The organism is Jatrophihabitans sp. (assembly GCF_046262535.1).
Classification (GTDB): domain Bacteria; phylum Actinomycetota; class Actinomycetes; order Mycobacteriales; family Jatrophihabitantaceae; genus Jatrophihabitans.
Genome location: NZ_JBHEMO010000020.1, coordinates 1 through 16539, shown reverse-complemented (window position 1 = coordinate 16539; position 16539 = coordinate 1). Strand labels below are relative to the sequence as shown.

Below are 16539 nucleotides of genomic sequence, written 5' to 3'. Positions count from 1 at the left end.
TGCGTCTACGCCCGTCGGCGGACGAGGCTGTCGCCCGCCTCCGCATGGTGGACTTGGTGGCGATCATTGATGCTCGGCCTCCTTGTTTCGTGTGACCGACGAGGTCGCTCCCGTCGGGCCGTGCTGCTGCCGGCTGTCTCCTTCCGGGGACGCCGGCCCCGTGACGGTGCTGCCCGGCGGTTCGCCGGACACTGAGGCGCGGGCGCGGGCGGCGCGACCGGACCGGCCGCTCAGCACGCCGGCGAGGCCGCCGGGCGCGACCAGGATCACCAGAACGATCGCCGCGCCGTAGGAGTAGTTGGCGAATTCCGCAGCGCCGACCCCGCTCTCACCGGGTTGGGCGAGGAAGGTCAGGCTGCTGGAGTAGTGGGTCAGGATCTGGGGTAGCGCCGTGACGAAAGCCGCCCCGACAACCGCGCCGCGGACGGAACCAAGGCCGCCGATCACGATCATCGCCAAATAGGTGATCGACAGGCTCAGGCTGAAGTAGTCGGGCACCGGGCGCTGGAAGGCAAGCGCCACCAGAACGCCGGCCAGCCCCGCGTACATCGAGGACATAACGAAGGCCGCGGCCTTGTACGCGCGAACGTTCACCCCCATCGTCGCGGCCGCGATCTCGCTGTCGCGGATGGTCTGCAGCGCGCGGCCAGGACGTCCCCGCAGGAGGTTGATGGCGAACAGGTAGCAGAGGATGAGCAGGCCGAGGCCGAGATACCAGAGCCGCTCACGCTGGCCGAAGTCGATGTTGAGCACGGTCAACGGTGGGTGCTCGTTGGTGAACGAGAAACCGAACAAGGAGAAGGGAGCGGTGTTGCGCCCGTAGAACCCCCCGGTGACGGACTGGGCGTTGAGCAGGATGTGCTGGCCGATGAAGACGAGCGACAGCGAGGCGACACCGAGGTAGATGCCGCGAAGCCGGCTCGCGATGGGGCTGAACAGCAGTCCGGCGAACCCGGCGAGCGCGACGGCGAGGACCGCGGCGAGCAGAGCCGGGAGCTCGAGGCCGCCCACTTCCACGCCGCCGCCGATCTGCGTCTTCGACCCCGAGAAATACGCGTAGCCATACGCGCCGACGGCCAGGAAGAAGGCGTGCGCCAGGGACAGCTGCCCAGTCGAACCGGTGAGCAGGTTGAGTCCGATCGCGCCGATGGCCGCGGCGAACACGAACAACCCCATCTGCAGCCAGAACGCCTCGACGTAGAACGGCACAGCGATGAGCAGGAAGACGATCACCAGGATCGCCACGCGCGGAAGATGCCGACGCGCCCCGGTCGCGGTCACACGTTCAAACACGCGCAACCTCCTTCGTTCCGAACAGCCCGCTCGGACGCCACAGCAGCACGATCAGCATCACGCCGTACGCAGCCACATCGCCGAGCGGGGAGCCGAGGAAGGACAGCTTGTCGTTGTAGCCGGCCGCCAGAGACTGAACGATCCCGATGAGGAGACCTCCGACGACCGCGCCCTCCGTGGAGTCGAGGCCACCAACCACCGCCGCCGGAAACGCGTTCAGCGCGGTGAGGTTCGAGGTGTTGTTCAGGCCCGGGCTCGGCGAGGTTCCGAGGAATACGCCCGCGACCGTGGCCAAGGCGCCGGCGACCAGCCAGGACACCGTCGAGACCCGCCCGCGACGGATGCCCATCAGCGCGGCCGCTTCGGGATCCTCAGCGGTCGCCCGGGTCGCGACGCCCCAAGTCGTGTACTTGAACGCGGTGAAGAACAGGGTGACCAGGACGACGGACACCACCATGGCGGCGATGCGCGCCTGGGGCACCGTGAACGGCCCGATGTCGATCTTCGAGTTGCCCCACGGGTCGTTGAAGGACAGCACCTGCTGGCCGATCCGTCGCGTCAGATCGGTGGCGAGGGCGATGTCGACACCGATGGTCAGGATCGCCAACGCGATGGGATCGGCGTGCCGGGCCCGGCGGATGAACAGGAACTCGATGAGCAGCGCGCACAGCGCGCCGGCCAACGTCCCGACGACGACAGCGAGCGTGAAACCGAGTCGTTCGTGCGTCCGCGCCACGATGTAGGCGCCGAACAACAACACCGAACCCTGGGCGAAGTTCACGACCTCGGTCGACTTGTAGATGACCACAAAACCCAGCGCGATCAATCCGTAGATGAACCCGAGCGAGATCCCGTTGATCAACAACTCGCCGAAGTAGGTCACCCCTGCTCCTCCTCGCTGGACGGGGCGGTGGCAGCGCCGGGCAATTCGAGGCGGAGGGCGAGCGCTTCGGCGTCTTCGCGCCCGGTGCCTAAGTAGGCCCGGATGACTGCGGGATCGCGCTGCACCTCGGCCGGCGCGCCCTCGGCGATCTTCCTGCCGAAGTCGAGCACGGTGATCCGGTCGGCGATGCCCATGATGAGGCCCATGTCGTGCTCGACGATGACGACGGAGATGTCCAGCGCGTCGCGCAGGTCGAGGATCCCTTCGGCCATTGTCCGGCTCTCCTCGGAGTTGAGGCCGGCCACCGGCTCGTCCAGGAGCAGGACGCGGGGTTCGAGGCAGAGTGCACGGGCGAGCTCGACGCGCTTCTGGTCTCCGTACGAAAGCAGCCCGGCCGGCACGCCGAGCAGTGGGCCGATGCCGACGATGTCGGCGATCTCCTCGACGCGGGCCTGGTGTCGGCGTCGTTCGCGCCCGGCCGACGGCAGATGCAGGCCGGTGCTGACGAACCCGGCTCGGCTGAGCAGATGCCGGGCCAGCATGAGGTTCTCGGCCACCGGTTGACCCGGCGAGAGCGCGATGTTCTGGAAGGTCCGCCCGAGGCCGAGCCGGGTGATCTGGTGCGGGCGGCGGCCGGTGAGCATCACGTCTCCGAGTCGAACCGTGCCGGAGGTTGCGCGATAGACGCCGGTAAGGACGTTGAAACACGTCGACTTTCCTGCGCCGTTCGGGCCGATCAAGGCGTGGATGCTGCCCGGAGCGACGGTGAACGAGACGGAGTCCAGGGCCGTGACGCCGGCGAAGCGCACGGTGACCGAGTCGACCACCAGCGGTGGTGGTCGGTCGGCCTCCGGCGCGGCGGCGGCGGTCATCAGCCGGCTCTCCGCGCCTGATCGGTCCAGCGGGCCAGGGCGGGTCGCCGGCGTTCGCCGCGTTGCCCGGCGAGGTCCGGAGCGCCGCCGCCGAGGTAGAGGCGCTGCACCTCATCGGTGCGGCGCAGTTCCTCGACCGTGCCGGCCAGCGAGACCCGGCCGAGTTCGAGTACGTAGGCGTAGCCGGCCAGCTCGAGCGCCATCTCCGCGTTCTGCTCGACGAGCAGGACCGACGTGCCCTGCTTGTTGATCTCGAGGATGACGTCAGCGATCTGCCCGACGACCTTCGGCGCGAGCCCGAGCGACGGCTCGTCGAGCAGCAGGAGGCGTGGCGAGGCCATGAGGGCGCGTCCGATGGCCAACATCTGCTGCTCGCCACCGGACAGCAGGCCGGCCTTCTGCCTTCGGCGCTCGGCGAGCACGGGGAAGAGCTCCAGCACCCGTTCCTTCGAACGGGCCCGCTCGGCCCGGTCGCGTTGACGGATGCCTCCGGCTCGCAGGTTCTCATCGACCGTCAGCCGACCGAAGATGCGTCGCCCCTCCGGCACCTGCACCACACCGGCGGTGACCAGCCGGCCCGGGTCCGCTCCGGTGAACGTCTTCCCGGCCAGCCGGACGGACCCGCCCTCGACGAAGGCCCGGCTCAATCGGTAGGTACCGGAGATGGTGCGCAGCAGCGTGCTCTTGCCGGCTCCGTTGTTGCCGAGCACGGCGACGATCGCACCCTCATCGACCCGCAGGGAGACCCCCCGCAGCGCCTGGACGGCTCGGCCGTAGCGAACGGCGAGATCGCGCACTTCCAGAAGCGGCGCGGCACCAGGCGATTCGACCTGCGGGGGTTCCGCGGTCATCGGCGATCCTCTCCAGCTGCGGCGGTCAGGCCTTCAATTCGGATCGTGCTGGGCTGTGCACCCTCCCGATACCCCCATTTGGAGAGCGAATGTGACACCGGTCACGAATCGACCCCTCACAAGAGGCGGGCCTCGCTCGCCTTCCCGATGGCCTCGACACGGTTGCGTGCACCCAGCTTGTTCATCGTGCTCTGCAGATAGGTCTTGACGGTGTTGCGTGTGAGGCCCAGTTCCTCGGCGATCTCCGGATTCGTCTGGCCTGCGGCGACGAGCCTGAGCACCTCGTACTCGCGCCGGGTCAGGCCGGTGCGGGACAGGGCATCGTGGCGCTGGTCGCCGGAATCTGCCTCGAGTCGGTGATCCATCACCGTCAGCCCCTGATGCGCGCGGCGGATCGCGCTGGCCAGGTCGGTCGTCGAGACGTCCTTGAGCAGACAACCGGCCACGCCCTCTTCGAGCGCGGCCGGCAGGGCAGCGTGATCGGGATATGCGGTGAACAGCAGCACGCGGCTCTGCGGGCGCATCGACCGCAGTCGCCGGATCACCTCGGTGGCCAGCATGTCCGGCAACCGCAGATCGAGCAGGACGACGTCCGGACTGAGCCGCTCGACGCTCTCCAGCCCCTCCCGGCCGTTGCGGGCCGAGCCGACCAACTCGATGTCGGGCACGCCCTTCAAGAGCAACGTGACGCCATGCGTCACCACCGGGTGATCGTCGACCACGAGGACGCGCACCAGGGATGCCACCGCGGCTGACGCGCTCACGGGCTGGGCACCCAGGCTCGAACAGTCAGGCCGCCGTCCTCGTTGCCGACGATCGACAGCGCGCCGCCGATCCGCGCAACGCGGTCGTAGGAGGCCTTGACACCCATGCCGCTCGACGAGGCGGCCGAGCCGGTGTGCCGCGCGCCCAGTTCGCTTGCCGATTCGGCGCCGGCCACAGCGGCGTCGGGCCAACCGAGTCCGTCGTCCGCGACGGCGACGGCCAGGCCGTCACCGGCGGTCACCAGGCTGACGACCACGGACGTTGCGTGCGCGTGCTTCTCGACGTTGACCAGCGCTTCGCGGACGACGGCGACGACCGTGCTGCAGCGGCTCGGGTCGAGAGCCGGGAGGTCGGTCAACGCGACGCAGCGGGCGACCACGCCGGTGCGCCGCGTGAACGCCTCGCAGTCGCCGCGCAGCGTGGCCGCCAGGGACTGGTCGGGCGTCACCTCGTCAAGCACGGCCAGGGACTGCCGGAACACCGCGGCAGTCTCGGCGACCCTCGCCTCGACCGCACGGAGCTTGGCCACGAGTTGCGGCGGAACGTCCGTATCGGCCTGCAGGTCGCGAACCTCGGCGCCGATGCCGAAAAGCAGTGCCCCCACCGAGTCGTGCAGCGCGATCGCAATGCGCTGGCGTTCGGCGGCGAGAGCGGCCGTTGTCTGTTCGCCGGCCTGCCGGGCCAGGTGCAATGCGCTGCCGACGGGCTCGGTCACCCGCTCGAGTTGCCTGATCACAACGTCACCGAGCGAGGCCGGGCCGCGCTGCGCTGCATAGGCGACGCCGACGATCTGCTCGCGATGGACGAGCGGGACGGCCATCATCGCGCCGATGCCCTCGGACCGGATGACGGCGTCGAACTCGTGAGTGATGTTGGCCGCGCTGCAGTAGTCGGGCACCCATACAGGGCGGGCCAGGGCGAAGGACTTCCCGCCGAGCCCGCACCCACGGGGCACCTCGAGGTTGCGCAAGGCCGCCCCCGTCGCGCCGGCCCAGCCGCGGATCACGAGCAGATCGGGGCACTCCAGGGCCGCCGCGTAGCCGAGGTCGAGGCCGGTGTTCTGGCGAATGCAGTGCGAGGTCTCCCGCAGCAGAGACGTCCGGTCGAGAAGGGCGACGATGTCGGCCCGTTCGTCGAGCAGGTGATCGAGCGTCTCGACGTGGGCCAACGCCTGATCGGTCCCGCTCTGCCCTGACGCCACGGCCCAACTGTGGCACAGGCCACACCGGCGAGCTACCGCCGAATGGAGAGTCGTACCTGTGCCGACAACCATGCGGCGGCAAGTGCGGTGAGGACGGTCAACCCGACCAGCGGGCGGCCGAGATCAGCGGTTCGCACGAACGCTGTCGTGAGCAACGGCGCGGCGAAGCCGACGTAGGCCCACGTGTAGAAGAGCCCGTTGCAGGCGCCCCGGGTTGCTGGCGTCGACAGGTCGTGGACGAGCGTCAGTCCGGCATTGAGACAAAGGCCGCCACCGGCCCCCAACAGCGCGCCGCCGACGAAGACGACCGGCGCCGACGCGTCCGCCGAAGCCAGTACGCCGAAGCCGTAGCCGGCGGCGCCGAGCCCGGCGCCGATGGCGCCGCGCAGCCGGCCGAAGCGGTGCGCGAACGGCTGGACGACCGCGCCCGCTCCGAGGGCTACGGCGGCCAGGACACCGGTGAACGCCACGACATGCCCGCGATGCGGGAGCAGCAGAGGCAGCACCGTCACGGCAACGGAGGGGAAGGCGTACACGCAGATGGCGGTCGGGATCAGGGTGCGCCGGAACAGGCGTCGGGCGGCCGGCCCGAGGTGTGGACGCGGAAGGAGGCCGGCTCCAGGAGATCGGGGCCGGTCGGCCGTCCAGGCGTCCTTCCGGCCGATCGCCGCGCTGAGCAGCAGAACCGCGGCGATGAGTACCGCGTGGACGACGAAGGGCAACGTCAGCGGCGCCGGGCCGTACTCGGCGAGCAGCCCGGCGGTAAGCGGACCGAGGCAGAACCCGGCGTTCAGCGCGAGCGACGCGCGGCGCGCTGCTGCCGGTGCTCGTGCCGGTCCCACGATGTCCTGCAGCCACGCGCTGCCGACGCTGAAGGCCGCGCCGGAGGCCAGGCCCTGCACGAAGCGGGCCACATACAGCAACGCGGTCGCGTGGGCCCCGGGCACGAAGAACAGCGAGGCCGCGCCGGTGAGCACAGTCGCCGGGACCAGGATGCGCAGGCGTCCGTAGCGGTCCGAGGCCGGGCCGCTCAGCAGCAACGACGGCGCCAGACCGAGGGCGTACACGCCGAAGATTGCGTTGACGTCGGTCGGCGTGAGGTGCAGCGCCTGGCGGTAGAGCGGCAGCAGCGGTGTGGCCACGTTTGTCCCGAACGCGGCGCCGAACAGCAACACGACCGCCGCCCACCACAGCGGTGCGGTCCGCGCCGGCGGCGCCGCCATGGCGCCAACTGGCTCGTGTGCGGGAGGCGTCATCGGCCTCCTCGTCGATCGTGTCGCCGCCAGCCAGGGTGTCAGTTGTCCGCCCGGTCCGGTACCCCCATCCGATCGGGTGTGGCGCCGTCCGCGCGATCTGGGTGTAATCAACCAGACCGCTTGAGCCTCGGGAGGCCGTCGTGTTCTATCCGCTGACCGTCCGGGACTTCCTCGACCGCGCCGAACAGGTCTACCCCGACCGGGTCGCCGTCGTCGACGAGCCGGATCAGCCCGCCCCCGGCCTCGGTCAACTCACCTACCGACAGTTCGCCGCCAACGCGCGCGCGCAAGCGGCCAAGCTCGACCAGCTCGGAGTGCCGGAGGGCGGCCGGGTCGCATTCGTGTCGCAGAACTCCGCTCGCCTGTTGGCGTCGTTCTTCGGTGTTTGCGGGTACGGGCGGGTGCTCGTGCCCATCAACTTCCGCCTCAGCCGCGCGGAGATCGAATACATCGTCGGGCACTCCGGTGCGCAGGTCGTCTATTGCGATCCCGAGCAGAAGGACGTGCTCGACAGGCTCGACGTCGAGCACAAGTTCCTGCTCGGCAATGACGACGACCTCTACCTGCCCGATGCCGAGCCGAAGGCCTGGGTGGCCCCGGATGAGAACGCCACGGCCACGATCAACTACACGTCTGGGACGACCGCCCGGCCCAAGGGCGTCCAACTCACGCACCGCAACAACTGGCTCAACGCCACCGTGTTCGGTCTGCACACGACGATCAGTGACCGCGACGTCTACTTGCACACGCTGCCGATGTTCCACGCCAACGGGTGGGGCATGCCGTTCGGCATGACCGGCGTCGGTGCGAAGCACGTCGTGTTGCGCAAGGTCGACGGCACAGAGATCCTCCGCCGGGTCCAGCGGCACGGGGTGACGGTCATGTGCGCGGCGCCGGCCGTCATCTCGGCCACGCTCGACGCTGCGGCCGGGTGGGACGGCGACATCCCCGGTCGCGACCGGGTCCGCATCATCGGGGCCGGCGCTCCCCCGCCGACCCGCACGATCGAGCGCGTCCTCGACGAGCTGGGCTGGGAGTTCATCCAGATCTACGGGCTGACCGAGACGTCTCCGCTCGTGACGATCAACCGGCAGCGCGCGGAGTGGGACGAGCTCTCGACGCACGAGCGGGCCCGCAACCTCGGCCGGGCCGGAGTGCCCGCCCTGGGCGTCCGGGTCGAGGTCGACGCCGACGGCGAGGTGCTGACCGCGTCCAACCACAACCTCGACGGCTACTGGCAGCAGCCCGACGCCACCGAAGAGGCACAGCGCGGCAACTGGTTCCACACCGGCGACGGCGGGCATCTCGACGAGGACGGCTACCTCGTCATCTCGGACCGGAAGAAGGACGTGATCATCTCCGGCGGCGAGAACGTGTCGTCGATCGAGGTCGAGGACGTGCTGATGTCCCACGACGCCGTGCGCGAGGTGGCGGTCATCGGGATCCCGGACGAGAAGTGGGGCGAGCTGGTCACCGCACTGGTGCTGACCGACGGCAGCGACGTCACGGCGGAGGACCTCATCGCCCACTGCCGTCAGCTTCTGGCCGGCTACAAGTGCCCGAAACGGGTCGAGTTCGTCGACCAGCTGCCGCGGACCGCCACGGGCAAGCTGCAGAAGTTCAAGCTGCGCGAGGAGTTCTGGGCCGGTTACGAGCGTCGCGTCAACTGAGCGGCCTCGGTCCGGTCGGGCCGGCTGACGCGGTCGGAGATCCAGTCGATGACCAGCGCTACGCTGAGGACGCAGGCCATTGCGACGCCCATCCCGCCGATCGTGTCGGTCGGGAAGTGGTAGTGCCCGCGAACCAACCCGATCGCCCCGATGGCGGCCCACAGGCCCAGCAGCGTCACCACGATCGCAGTGACCGCGCGGCTGAACGGTGCGCGCGACAGCACGAGCAGCAGCACGACGAGCAGGGACACCAGACCGGTCTCGTGGCCGCTCGGGTAAGCCGTCGCGGCGTCGGAGATGCTGCGATGCACGATCGGCTTGAGCACGAACTCGGTGACGATGATCGCCACGGTCGGAGCGACGGTGGCCACGGCGACGAGGGCCCAATTGCGGACGAGGGCAGCGAGGGCCGCCACGACGGCGAGGCCGCCCACCGAGAGGGCGGGGCTGCTGAGGTTGAGCAGGCGCGCCCCGGTGAGTTCGCTGATCTGGTTGAAGAGCGGCCGCGCGGCCCAGGTGTCGAAACCCGTCGGCGTCTGCCGGCCGTGCACGGCGGCGCCCACGACGGCGACCACCGCAATCGCGGCGACGATGACGCCGATGCAGGCGCGTCGCCACGACGGGGCGACGAGCGGCGGCGCGGGCATCGCCTGATCGTCCCAGACGGCGCTGTGCGACAAGCAGGAGTCCGGGCGCGACGACGGCCTGCGACAGATCTGGTCGGCGGCGTGACGTCTGTCGGCCACCCGGGTCGGTGCGCAACGAGCGGCGTCGAGCCCGCGCGTCCGCCACTGAATGGAGAAAACATGGGCCAGCCTGCGCAGCAGCAACCCGTCCCCGGCGACCAGGACGAGATGTCACCCAAGCCGGACTGCGGCGAAGAGACCTACCGCGGCACGGGCCGGTTGGCCGGGAAGTCGGCCGTGATCACCGGCGCCGACAGTGGCATCGGGCGGGCCGTCGCCATCGCCTACGCGCGTGAGGGCGCCGACGTCCTGATCGCCTACCTCGACGAGGACGACGACGCCAAGGAGACAGCGGGCTACGTCGAGGAGGCGGGACGCAAGGCGGTCCTCTTCCGCGGCGACGTATCCGACCCCGCGGTGTGCCGCGACATGATCAGCCGCGCCGTGGACGAGTTCGGCAAGATCGACGTCCTCGTCAACAACGCCGCGTTCCAGATGACCCACGAGTCCCTCGACGAGATCCCGGACGACGAGTGGGACTACACGTTCCGGACGAACATCGGGGCGATGTTTCACCTCTGCAAGGCGGCCGTGCCGCACATGCCGTCGGGCGGGTCGATCATCGGCAGCTCCTCGGTGAACTCCGACATGCCGTCGCCGACGCTCGCGCCGTACGCCGCCACCAAGGCGGCGATCGCCAACTTCTGCGCCAGCCTGGCCCAGATGTTGGGCGAGAAGGGCATCCGGGCCAACAGCGTGGCGCCCGGACCGGTGTGGACGCCGCTGATCCCGGCCACCATGCCGCCGGAGAAGGTGGCGGAGTTCGGCAAGGACGTGCCGCTCGGTCGGGCCGCGCAGCCGGTCGAACTCGCACCGGTTTACGTGTTGCTGGCCTCGGACGAGGGGAGCTACATCTCCGGCGCCCGCATCGCCGTGACGGGCGGCAATCCCATCCTCTGATTGCGACTTGTCCGCGCTTCGCCACGCCATGACGTGGGGAAGCGCGGACAACTTGTCTGGCGACCAGCATATTTACTCGTTGAGCGAGTATTCTTCCCGGTCATGACCTCGCTCCAGGCCCGGCACTGGCGGTCGGCCGCCGACGCCCTGGCACTGCTGCGCCAACAGGCTGTCGTCACGCGGCCACAACTGGGACGACGTCTCGGTCTCGAGAGCGGGCCGACGTCCGACCTGGTCAAGCGAGTGGCCCGCGCGGGCCTGATCTGCGAGCGGCCGGCACCGACCGGCGGCCGCGGACGGCCGACCACAACGGTCCATGCGCATCCCTCCGGCCCGCTCGCCCTCGTCGTCGACCTGCGGCACGGCGATTGGCGCCTCGGCACCTGCGCTCTCGACGGCGAGGTGAACGTCCTCGCCGTGGAATCGCACGACGGCACGCAACCTGGCGCGGTGGTCGCCCGGATCCGGTCCCGGCTGCGCAGCGCGGCCCGTCGCGTCGGTGACCGCCTCATCGGCGTCGGCGTGGCCGTACCCGGGCCCACGGTCGAGGACCGGTTCGCGAACGTGACGATGCTGGGCTGGCGCGATCTCGATCTCGGTCGCCTCTCGATCCCGGAGCTGCCGCTCGTCGTCGCCAATGACGCGACGATGGCGGCGGTCGCCGAAGCCAGGTTGCACACACCGCAACCGCGCAGCCTTCTGCATCTGGTTGTCGAGATCGGCATCGGCGGCGCGCTCGTCATCGACGGACGCCCGGTGGCCAGCGCCCGCGGGGTCCACGGCGAATTCGGTCACCTGCCGCTCGGGCCCTACGACGAGACCTGCCCGTGCGGAGCGCGCGGATGTTGGACGATCCCCTTCGATCCTCCGCACATCGCCCGGCGCACGGGCTTGCGCCTTCGGCCGGACCCGCGCACCCAGCTGCACCGCCTCTTCACCGACGAGTGCCCGTCCGAGGCCGCCCGCGGCGTCCGGCAGGAACTCGCCACGAGTCTGGGCCGCGGCACGGCCGGGCTGGTTAACGCGCTCGACCCGGACCTGGTCACGCTCGGCGGCCTGGCCTTCGAGCTACGGGCCGCTGTCCCGGACGGCTTCGACGACGCCGTCCGCTCCGGGCTCATGGACGTGCACCGGCACCCTGGGCCGCGCATCGTCGAGGCTCGCTCGGGCGACGACGCGCCGCTCGTCGGAGCCGGGCTGTCCGTCCTCGACCGGGTCGTGGACGCCGCCATGCTGGCCGAGTGGGCCGCGAAACGGGCAACGGCGTGACGGGCCGCGAGCCGGTCCGGGAGCGGGCGGAGCCGGCGTACCGCCGCGACGCCGCCACCTGGGTGGCGTTCGGTGCGCTGTTCGCCTTCGGCGTGCTGAACGCGATGCTCGGGCCGATCCTGCCGTACCTGCGACAGACCGAGGGGATCTCCTACGTCGTCGCCGCACTGCACCAGGCCGCGTTCGCGGTCGGCGGGATGACGGCCGGCGTGCTGGCCAGCCGGTCGTCGGCACCACGGCGTCCGACGATTGCGCTAGGTCTGACCGCCGCCGGCGCGGCCGGGGTTCTGCTCACCTACGGCCACTTTCTGCCGGTGACGCTCGGGGCCGCAATGCTGGTCAGCGCATTCGGCACGACGGCGCTCATCCGCGTGTGGGCGCTCTTGGCCGACCTGCACCACGTGCACCGCGCGATGGCGATGAGCGAGGGCGAGGTCGCGGTCAGCCTGGCCGGCATCGCGACACCGGCCGTCGTCGCTGCCTGCGCGGCCGCCGCGGTCGGATGGCGGTTCTCGTCCGTGATCGCGTTCGCCGGCGTGATCGCGGCCGTGGTCGCCGTCCTCGCCACTCAGATCCCGGAGGCCCGGCCGGCCTCGGACCGAACGGATGCCGCCGACGGACAGGCGGCTCCGCGCCGGACACTGGCGACGATCTTCGCGCTCGTCGGCCTGGAATTCACGCTCAGCTTCTGGGCGGCCACCTACCTGCACGACGACGTCGGCGTCGCGCGGGGCACCGCGGTGACGATGGTGAGCGTGCTGTACGCGGCCAACCTCGTCGGGCGCGTGGCGGCGAGCCGGCTGGCGCGGCTGCTCAGCGTCAGGGGCGAGTTGCGCCTCTTCCTGCTCATCGCCGCGCTCGGGTTGCCGGTGCTGCTCATCGCGTCCAGCGTCGCGATCGCGGCGGTGGGCCTCACCATCACGGGGATCGGCATCGGCGGCACGTTCCCGCTGGCGTCCGCGGTGCACGTCGCGGCGAGCAACCGTACGGCCGATCAAGCGCTGGGCCAGATCCTCACCATCGCCGGAGTGGGGCAGATCATCGGCCCGCTGGCCGCCGGAGCGTTGGCGCAAGCCGGCGGCCTGCGTCTGGGACTGCTGGTCCTGCCCGCGCTGACGTTGCTCGCGGCCGTGACCACCCGGCGTGGACGCGCACAACGTCGCGGGGCTGCGGCTCGAGGGTGAGCGGTCGTCGACGCCCTCCGCCGCCGCGAAAGTTGTCCGCGCTTCCCCACGCTATGGCGTGGTTTGGCACGGACAGGTCGGTTAGACCGCGCGGCGAGCCGGTGATGCCGGGACGGTGAGCGTCCCTCGTCGCTCAGGTCTGGCTGTGTCGGGCGTTGGCGCGGCGAACGGCCTCGTCGACCAGTTGCTGCGCGATCAGGGCCAGCTTCTTCTTCTCCGCCCGGCTGGCTTGGCGCAGCCGATCGAAGGCTTCCTGCTCGCTGCCCCCGGAGCGGCTTCTGACAATCCCGATCGCTTGATCGATCACGCTCCGGCTACCCAGCGCGGTCTGCAGATGTACGGCGTGGTCCTGGGCAGTACGCAGCCGGCCAGTGTTGTACACCGATATGGCGGCGGGCCCGGCGAACTGGTCGGCGAGAGTGACGGCGTGCTCGGTGAACGCGTCCCGCTCGTGGGCATAGATGTTGATCGCGCCGACGACGATGCCGCCCACCGTCAGGGGCACCGCAAGCGCCGAGTGCACCGAGAGGCGGGCCACGCGGCCGCCCAGACGCGGCCATCGAGCGTCGCTTCCCAGCGACCCGCTCGTCAAGCTCCGCGCCGTCCGCATCGCGGTCAGGCAGGGACCTTCCCCGCACACTTCGTACTGCAGATGTTCGATCTCCCCTACGAGATCGGAGGTGACCGACCAGGCCAGCCCGGCGGGCGCGCGTTCGCCCGACCGAACCAGCGTCACCCCCGCCCCGTCGGCGCCGGGGATGGCGACAAGAGCGAAAGCGGCGATCTGGACCAGCACATCTTCGATGTCGTCGACATCAGAGACCATCTGACTGAGCTCGGCCAGCGCCGTAGCGAGGTCGCGGTCGTCGGAATCAATCTGTACCTGGGGCAAGTCGGGGTCGCTCGCCGTGGCGCGTCCGGCCTGCCCGTCAAATGCGGTCATGATGCGCCCAGTATCGCAGCCGGCGGAAAGGTTGTCGCATATGAACACTGGCCGGCGCCCGCCGCGCCGGTTGCTCTCGACGGCAGGTCCGGAATGTGACAGGGTGGGGGTGCTGGACAACAGCCTCCCGAAGCGCCGCTCCCGTTCCACGCGCGAGCCACGCGGGCATCCGCCCCTCTTCGTCGGGAAACCCGGTGACCTGAGCCCTAGGGCAGGTAACCGTGACTCAAGCCCGACAATCGCCGCTGCTGTCCACCGCGCCTGCGGCCTGCGGCCGACAGCAACTCGACATTCTGGTCTCCGGCGCCACGCTGACGCTGTCCGGCGAACTCGACCTCAGCACCCAGAACCTGCTCGAGCAGACGGCCACCGAACTCACCGCCCGCTGCACCGGCGCGTCTCTGGCTGAGGTCGTCATCGAGGCCGCAGATCTCCGATTCATCGACGCCAGCGGCTTGTCCGCACTCCTTTCACTGAGCAACGCCCTCGCCGGAGTCGGCGTTCACATGCGGATCCACCACCCTTCTCACCAGCTACGCCGCCTCAGCGCCCTGTGCCAGCTCGACGCAACACTCGGCCTGAAGCCCGCGACCAGAAACGAAGGCGCACCGATGACCGCCCACCGATCCACTCCCGAGGCAGTAATCGCGACGTCCACGCGAGGGCAGATGAGCGCCGTCCCGGACCGCACCTCCGGCGACGCCGACCCGGTCCTCGGCCCTGAACGGGTCAGGCTGGTGGCCTCGGCGGAACCCGCCGCCGTGTTCGCCGGACTCGCCACCCAATGCGTCCCAGCTGTGTGCGACCGCGTTGTCATCGACCTCACCGACGGTCACTCCGAGTACCGCATCGCCTACCCACCCGACGGCCCCGCCGGAGCCGCCGCGGCCGTCGCCGCGGAACCGCCGGCCCGGCTGGCGTTCACGTGCGCCGGCGGCAACGAGGACGCCGAGGGCCGCAACGCTCGTGACGGCGCCGAACCGGCGCCGATCAACGGGGTCGCCACCTTCGCGTGGGATCACCGCGGTCCGACCACCGCGGACCACCTCCTCATCGGCGCCCTGATTGACCTGGCGGTGCGCACCGTGGCCTGGCAGCAGGCCGAAGTTCGGGCCGGCGCTGCAGCGGCGAAAGCCGATAACCTCGACGTCGCGCTACAGAGCAGCCGTCGCATCGGCGCGGCTATCGGCATTCTCATGACGGTGCACAAGATCGCCGATACACAGGCGTTCGACCTGCTGCGGATAGCCAGTCAACGCAGCCGCCGCAAATTGCGCGAGGTTGCCGACGAGGTGTGCCTGACCGGCTCGCTCGACCTTCCAACCCGCACCGGCACATCCCGGGCCCCCGCCCCCTAACCGACTCATCGGCCGCCCACGCCGCCCGTCGGCATGACATGCGAGCCGCCCGAAGAAGTCCCGCCGAGGACGGGGTCCACACACGACAGTTGCCGGACGGAAAGGACGCGGTCATGCCCGAACCGAAGCCTCTGCCAGTCGCCGACGAACTAGGGACCGTTTTCGCGCGCATGTCCGGGTTGCTTCTTTCGCAGGAGACCGTCGGCACAGCGTTGCGGCTCGTCACCTCGCTCGCCCGAGAGACGCTGCCCCACTCGATGGGCGCCGGCATCACTTTGGTCGACCCGGCCGGCCACAGGACGACCGCCGCCGGAACAGATCCGATCGTCAAGGAAGCCGATGCGCTTCAGTACGAACTCGACGAAGGCCCCTGCCTGACTGCCTGGCGAGAACAGTCGGTCGTGCGGGTGGACGACACCGCTACGGAGCAGCGGTGGCCGCACTGGACCGTCCAAGTCGTACCGCTGGGCATGCGGGCCGTCCTCAGCGCGCCGCTCGTCGCGGGGGAGAACCTGCTCGGCGCCATCAAGGTCTACAGCGACACCGCCGGTGCCTTCGACGCCCGCGACGAATTCGTGCTGTCGATGTTCGCCGCTCAGGCCGCCATCCTGGTCGCCAACATGCAGTCGATCGAGGCCGCCCGCAGCCTCAGCGACGACCTCAAATCCGCGCTGCGCGCCCGCGAGGTCATCGCCATGGCCAAGGGGGTTCTGATGAGCCGCGACGGCGCCGACGAAGGAACCGCCCTCACCACGCTCGCCCGCCTGGCCGCGCAACGCAACACCACCTTGCGCGACACGGCTGAGACAACCGTCCGGAGCGCTCTGCGTGAGCGGCGACCGCGGTGATGCCCGATGGCACCGCAGATCAGCCTGAGCCGGGCCGCGCCGGCACAAACCCGCGCGCTGCGCCCGCGGACGAGCCACGCAGGCAATCCGAACACCAGCTCGGCATGGTGCGCCAGGCACTCGTACAGGCCAATCTCACCCAGGACGAGCTGTGGCTGCGCTACTTCGCCCTCGGAGGGACGGCCGGCCAGCTGGAGCTGGAGGCCTACCTCGAGAACCTGATGCCCCTGGCCGCGATCGAGCGCGACATGCTGGCCATCGCACTCAACGAACGCTTGGACGAGATCAGCTGGCCGCACCGGGTCCCGTATGCCCACAGCGTCCATGAACCGTTACCGATCAGCGGCCCGTTCACCGCCGTCATAGAGCTGCTCGAAAGCGCCCGCAACTCTCCGTCGGAGAACCTGCCCGACCTGGCCGCGCGAGCTGGGCGCGCATTGGGCGTCGACATCACCATGTATCTGGCTGACGACGACCAACGCACCCTCATCTCGGTCACA

General features: G+C 70.0%; 15 protein-coding genes and 1 pseudogene. 7 read left to right on the top strand and 9 right to left on the bottom strand.

Annotated elements, in window-relative coordinates; translation table 11 throughout:
- Positions 1 to 63: 63 nt before the first annotated feature.
- The 7 genes from ABR571_RS02730 to ABR571_RS02700 all read right to left on the bottom strand — a co-directional run bounded on the left by ABR571_RS02730 (position 64) and on the right by ABR571_RS02700 (position 7121).
- A complete protein-coding gene (locus ABR571_RS02730; protein WP_409451654.1) occupies positions 64 to 1293 on the bottom strand; it encodes a branched-chain amino acid ABC transporter permease in 1230 nt (409 codons plus the stop codon).
- A complete protein-coding gene (locus ABR571_RS02725) occupies positions 1286 to 2176 on the bottom strand; it encodes a branched-chain amino acid ABC transporter permease (RefSeq protein ID WP_409451653.1) in 891 nt (296 codons plus the stop codon). The genes ABR571_RS02730 and ABR571_RS02725 overlap by 8 nt, the downstream gene beginning before the upstream one ends.
- Positions 2173 to 3048 carry an ABC transporter ATP-binding protein gene (locus ABR571_RS02720; RefSeq protein WP_409451652.1) on the bottom strand — a complete coding sequence of 292 codons (876 nt, stop codon included), beginning with the start codon at positions 3046 to 3048 and terminating at the stop codon, positions 2173 to 2175. Before ABR571_RS02720 ends, ABR571_RS02725 begins: the two co-directional genes overlap by 4 nt.
- A complete protein-coding gene (locus ABR571_RS02715; RefSeq protein WP_409451651.1) occupies positions 3048 to 3899 on the bottom strand; it encodes an ABC transporter ATP-binding protein in 852 nt (283 codons plus the stop codon). The genes ABR571_RS02720 and ABR571_RS02715 overlap by 1 nt, the downstream gene beginning before the upstream one ends.
- Positions 3900 to 4015: 116 nt before the next feature.
- Positions 4016 to 4663, bottom strand: a complete 648-nt coding sequence (locus tag ABR571_RS02710) for a response regulator (protein ID WP_409451650.1) — start codon at positions 4661 to 4663, stop codon at positions 4016 to 4018.
- Entirely contained in the window at positions 4660 to 5865 is a 1206-nt protein-coding gene (locus ABR571_RS02705; RefSeq protein WP_409451649.1) for an ATP-binding protein, read from the bottom strand. The genes ABR571_RS02710 and ABR571_RS02705 overlap by 4 nt, the downstream gene beginning before the upstream one ends.
- 32 nt (positions 5866 to 5897) lie before the next feature.
- The gene (locus ABR571_RS02700) at positions 5898 to 7121 is read right to left on the bottom strand and encodes an MFS transporter (protein WP_409451648.1); all 1224 of its coding nucleotides are present in this window, start codon (positions 7119 to 7121) and stop codon (positions 5898 to 5900) included.
- Positions 7122 to 7261: 140 nt separating this feature from the next.
- Here ABR571_RS02700 and ABR571_RS02695 point away from each other — a divergent pair, with 140 nt between their 5' ends.
- Positions 7262 to 8791: an AMP-binding protein gene (locus ABR571_RS02695; protein WP_409451647.1), complete on the top strand. Its 1530-nt coding sequence runs from the start codon at positions 7262 to 7264 to the stop codon at positions 8789 to 8791.
- On the opposite strand, the gene ABR571_RS02690 is transcribed toward ABR571_RS02695, so the two are convergent.
- Positions 8770 to 9438 carry a phosphatase PAP2 family protein gene (locus ABR571_RS02690; protein ID WP_409451646.1) on the bottom strand — a complete coding sequence of 223 codons (669 nt, stop codon included), beginning with the start codon at positions 9436 to 9438 and terminating at the stop codon, positions 8770 to 8772. The genes ABR571_RS02695 and ABR571_RS02690 overlap by 22 nt on opposite strands.
- Positions 9439 to 9597: 159 nt before the next feature.
- Between ABR571_RS02690 and ABR571_RS02685 the strand changes: the two genes are divergently transcribed.
- The 3 genes from ABR571_RS02685 to ABR571_RS02675 all read left to right on the top strand — a co-directional run bounded on the left by ABR571_RS02685 (position 9598) and on the right by ABR571_RS02675 (position 12890).
- Positions 9598 to 10437 (top strand): SDR family oxidoreductase, encoded by an 840-nt coding sequence (locus ABR571_RS02685; RefSeq protein WP_409451645.1) that lies wholly within the window; start codon positions 9598 to 9600, stop codon positions 10435 to 10437.
- Positions 10438 to 10539: 102 nt separating this feature from the next.
- Positions 10540 to 11706 carry an ROK family transcriptional regulator gene (locus ABR571_RS02680; RefSeq protein ID WP_409451644.1) on the top strand — a complete coding sequence of 389 codons (1167 nt, stop codon included), beginning with the start codon at positions 10540 to 10542 and terminating at the stop codon, positions 11704 to 11706.
- Positions 11679 to 12890 carry an MFS transporter gene (locus tag ABR571_RS02675; RefSeq protein WP_409451643.1) on the top strand — a complete coding sequence of 404 codons (1212 nt, stop codon included), beginning with the start codon at positions 11679 to 11681 and terminating at the stop codon, positions 12888 to 12890. The genes ABR571_RS02680 and ABR571_RS02675 overlap by 28 nt, the downstream gene beginning before the upstream one ends.
- Before the next feature lie 133 nt (positions 12891 to 13023).
- Here the strand turns inward: ABR571_RS02675 and ABR571_RS02670 are convergent, their stop codons facing one another.
- The gene (locus ABR571_RS02670; protein WP_409451642.1) at positions 13024 to 13833 is read right to left on the bottom strand and encodes a GAF and ANTAR domain-containing protein; all 810 of its coding nucleotides are present in this window, start codon (positions 13831 to 13833) and stop codon (positions 13024 to 13026) included.
- 221 nt (positions 13834 to 14054) lie between these two features.
- Between ABR571_RS02670 and ABR571_RS02665 the strand changes: the two genes are divergently transcribed.
- The 3 genes and pseudogenes from ABR571_RS02665 to ABR571_RS02655 all read left to right on the top strand — a co-directional run.
- Positions 14055 to 15191 carry an ANTAR domain-containing protein gene (locus ABR571_RS02665; protein WP_409451641.1) on the top strand — a complete coding sequence of 379 codons (1137 nt, stop codon included), beginning with the start codon at positions 14055 to 14057 and terminating at the stop codon, positions 15189 to 15191.
- Between the two features lie 113 nt (positions 15192 to 15304).
- Entirely contained in the window at positions 15305 to 16039 is a 735-nt protein-coding gene (locus tag ABR571_RS02660) for a GAF domain-containing protein (RefSeq protein ID WP_409451640.1), read from the top strand.
- Between the two features lie 104 nt (positions 16040 to 16143).
- A pseudogene (locus tag ABR571_RS02655) lies at positions 16144 to 16539 on the top strand (serine/threonine-protein phosphatase); the annotation flags it as partial.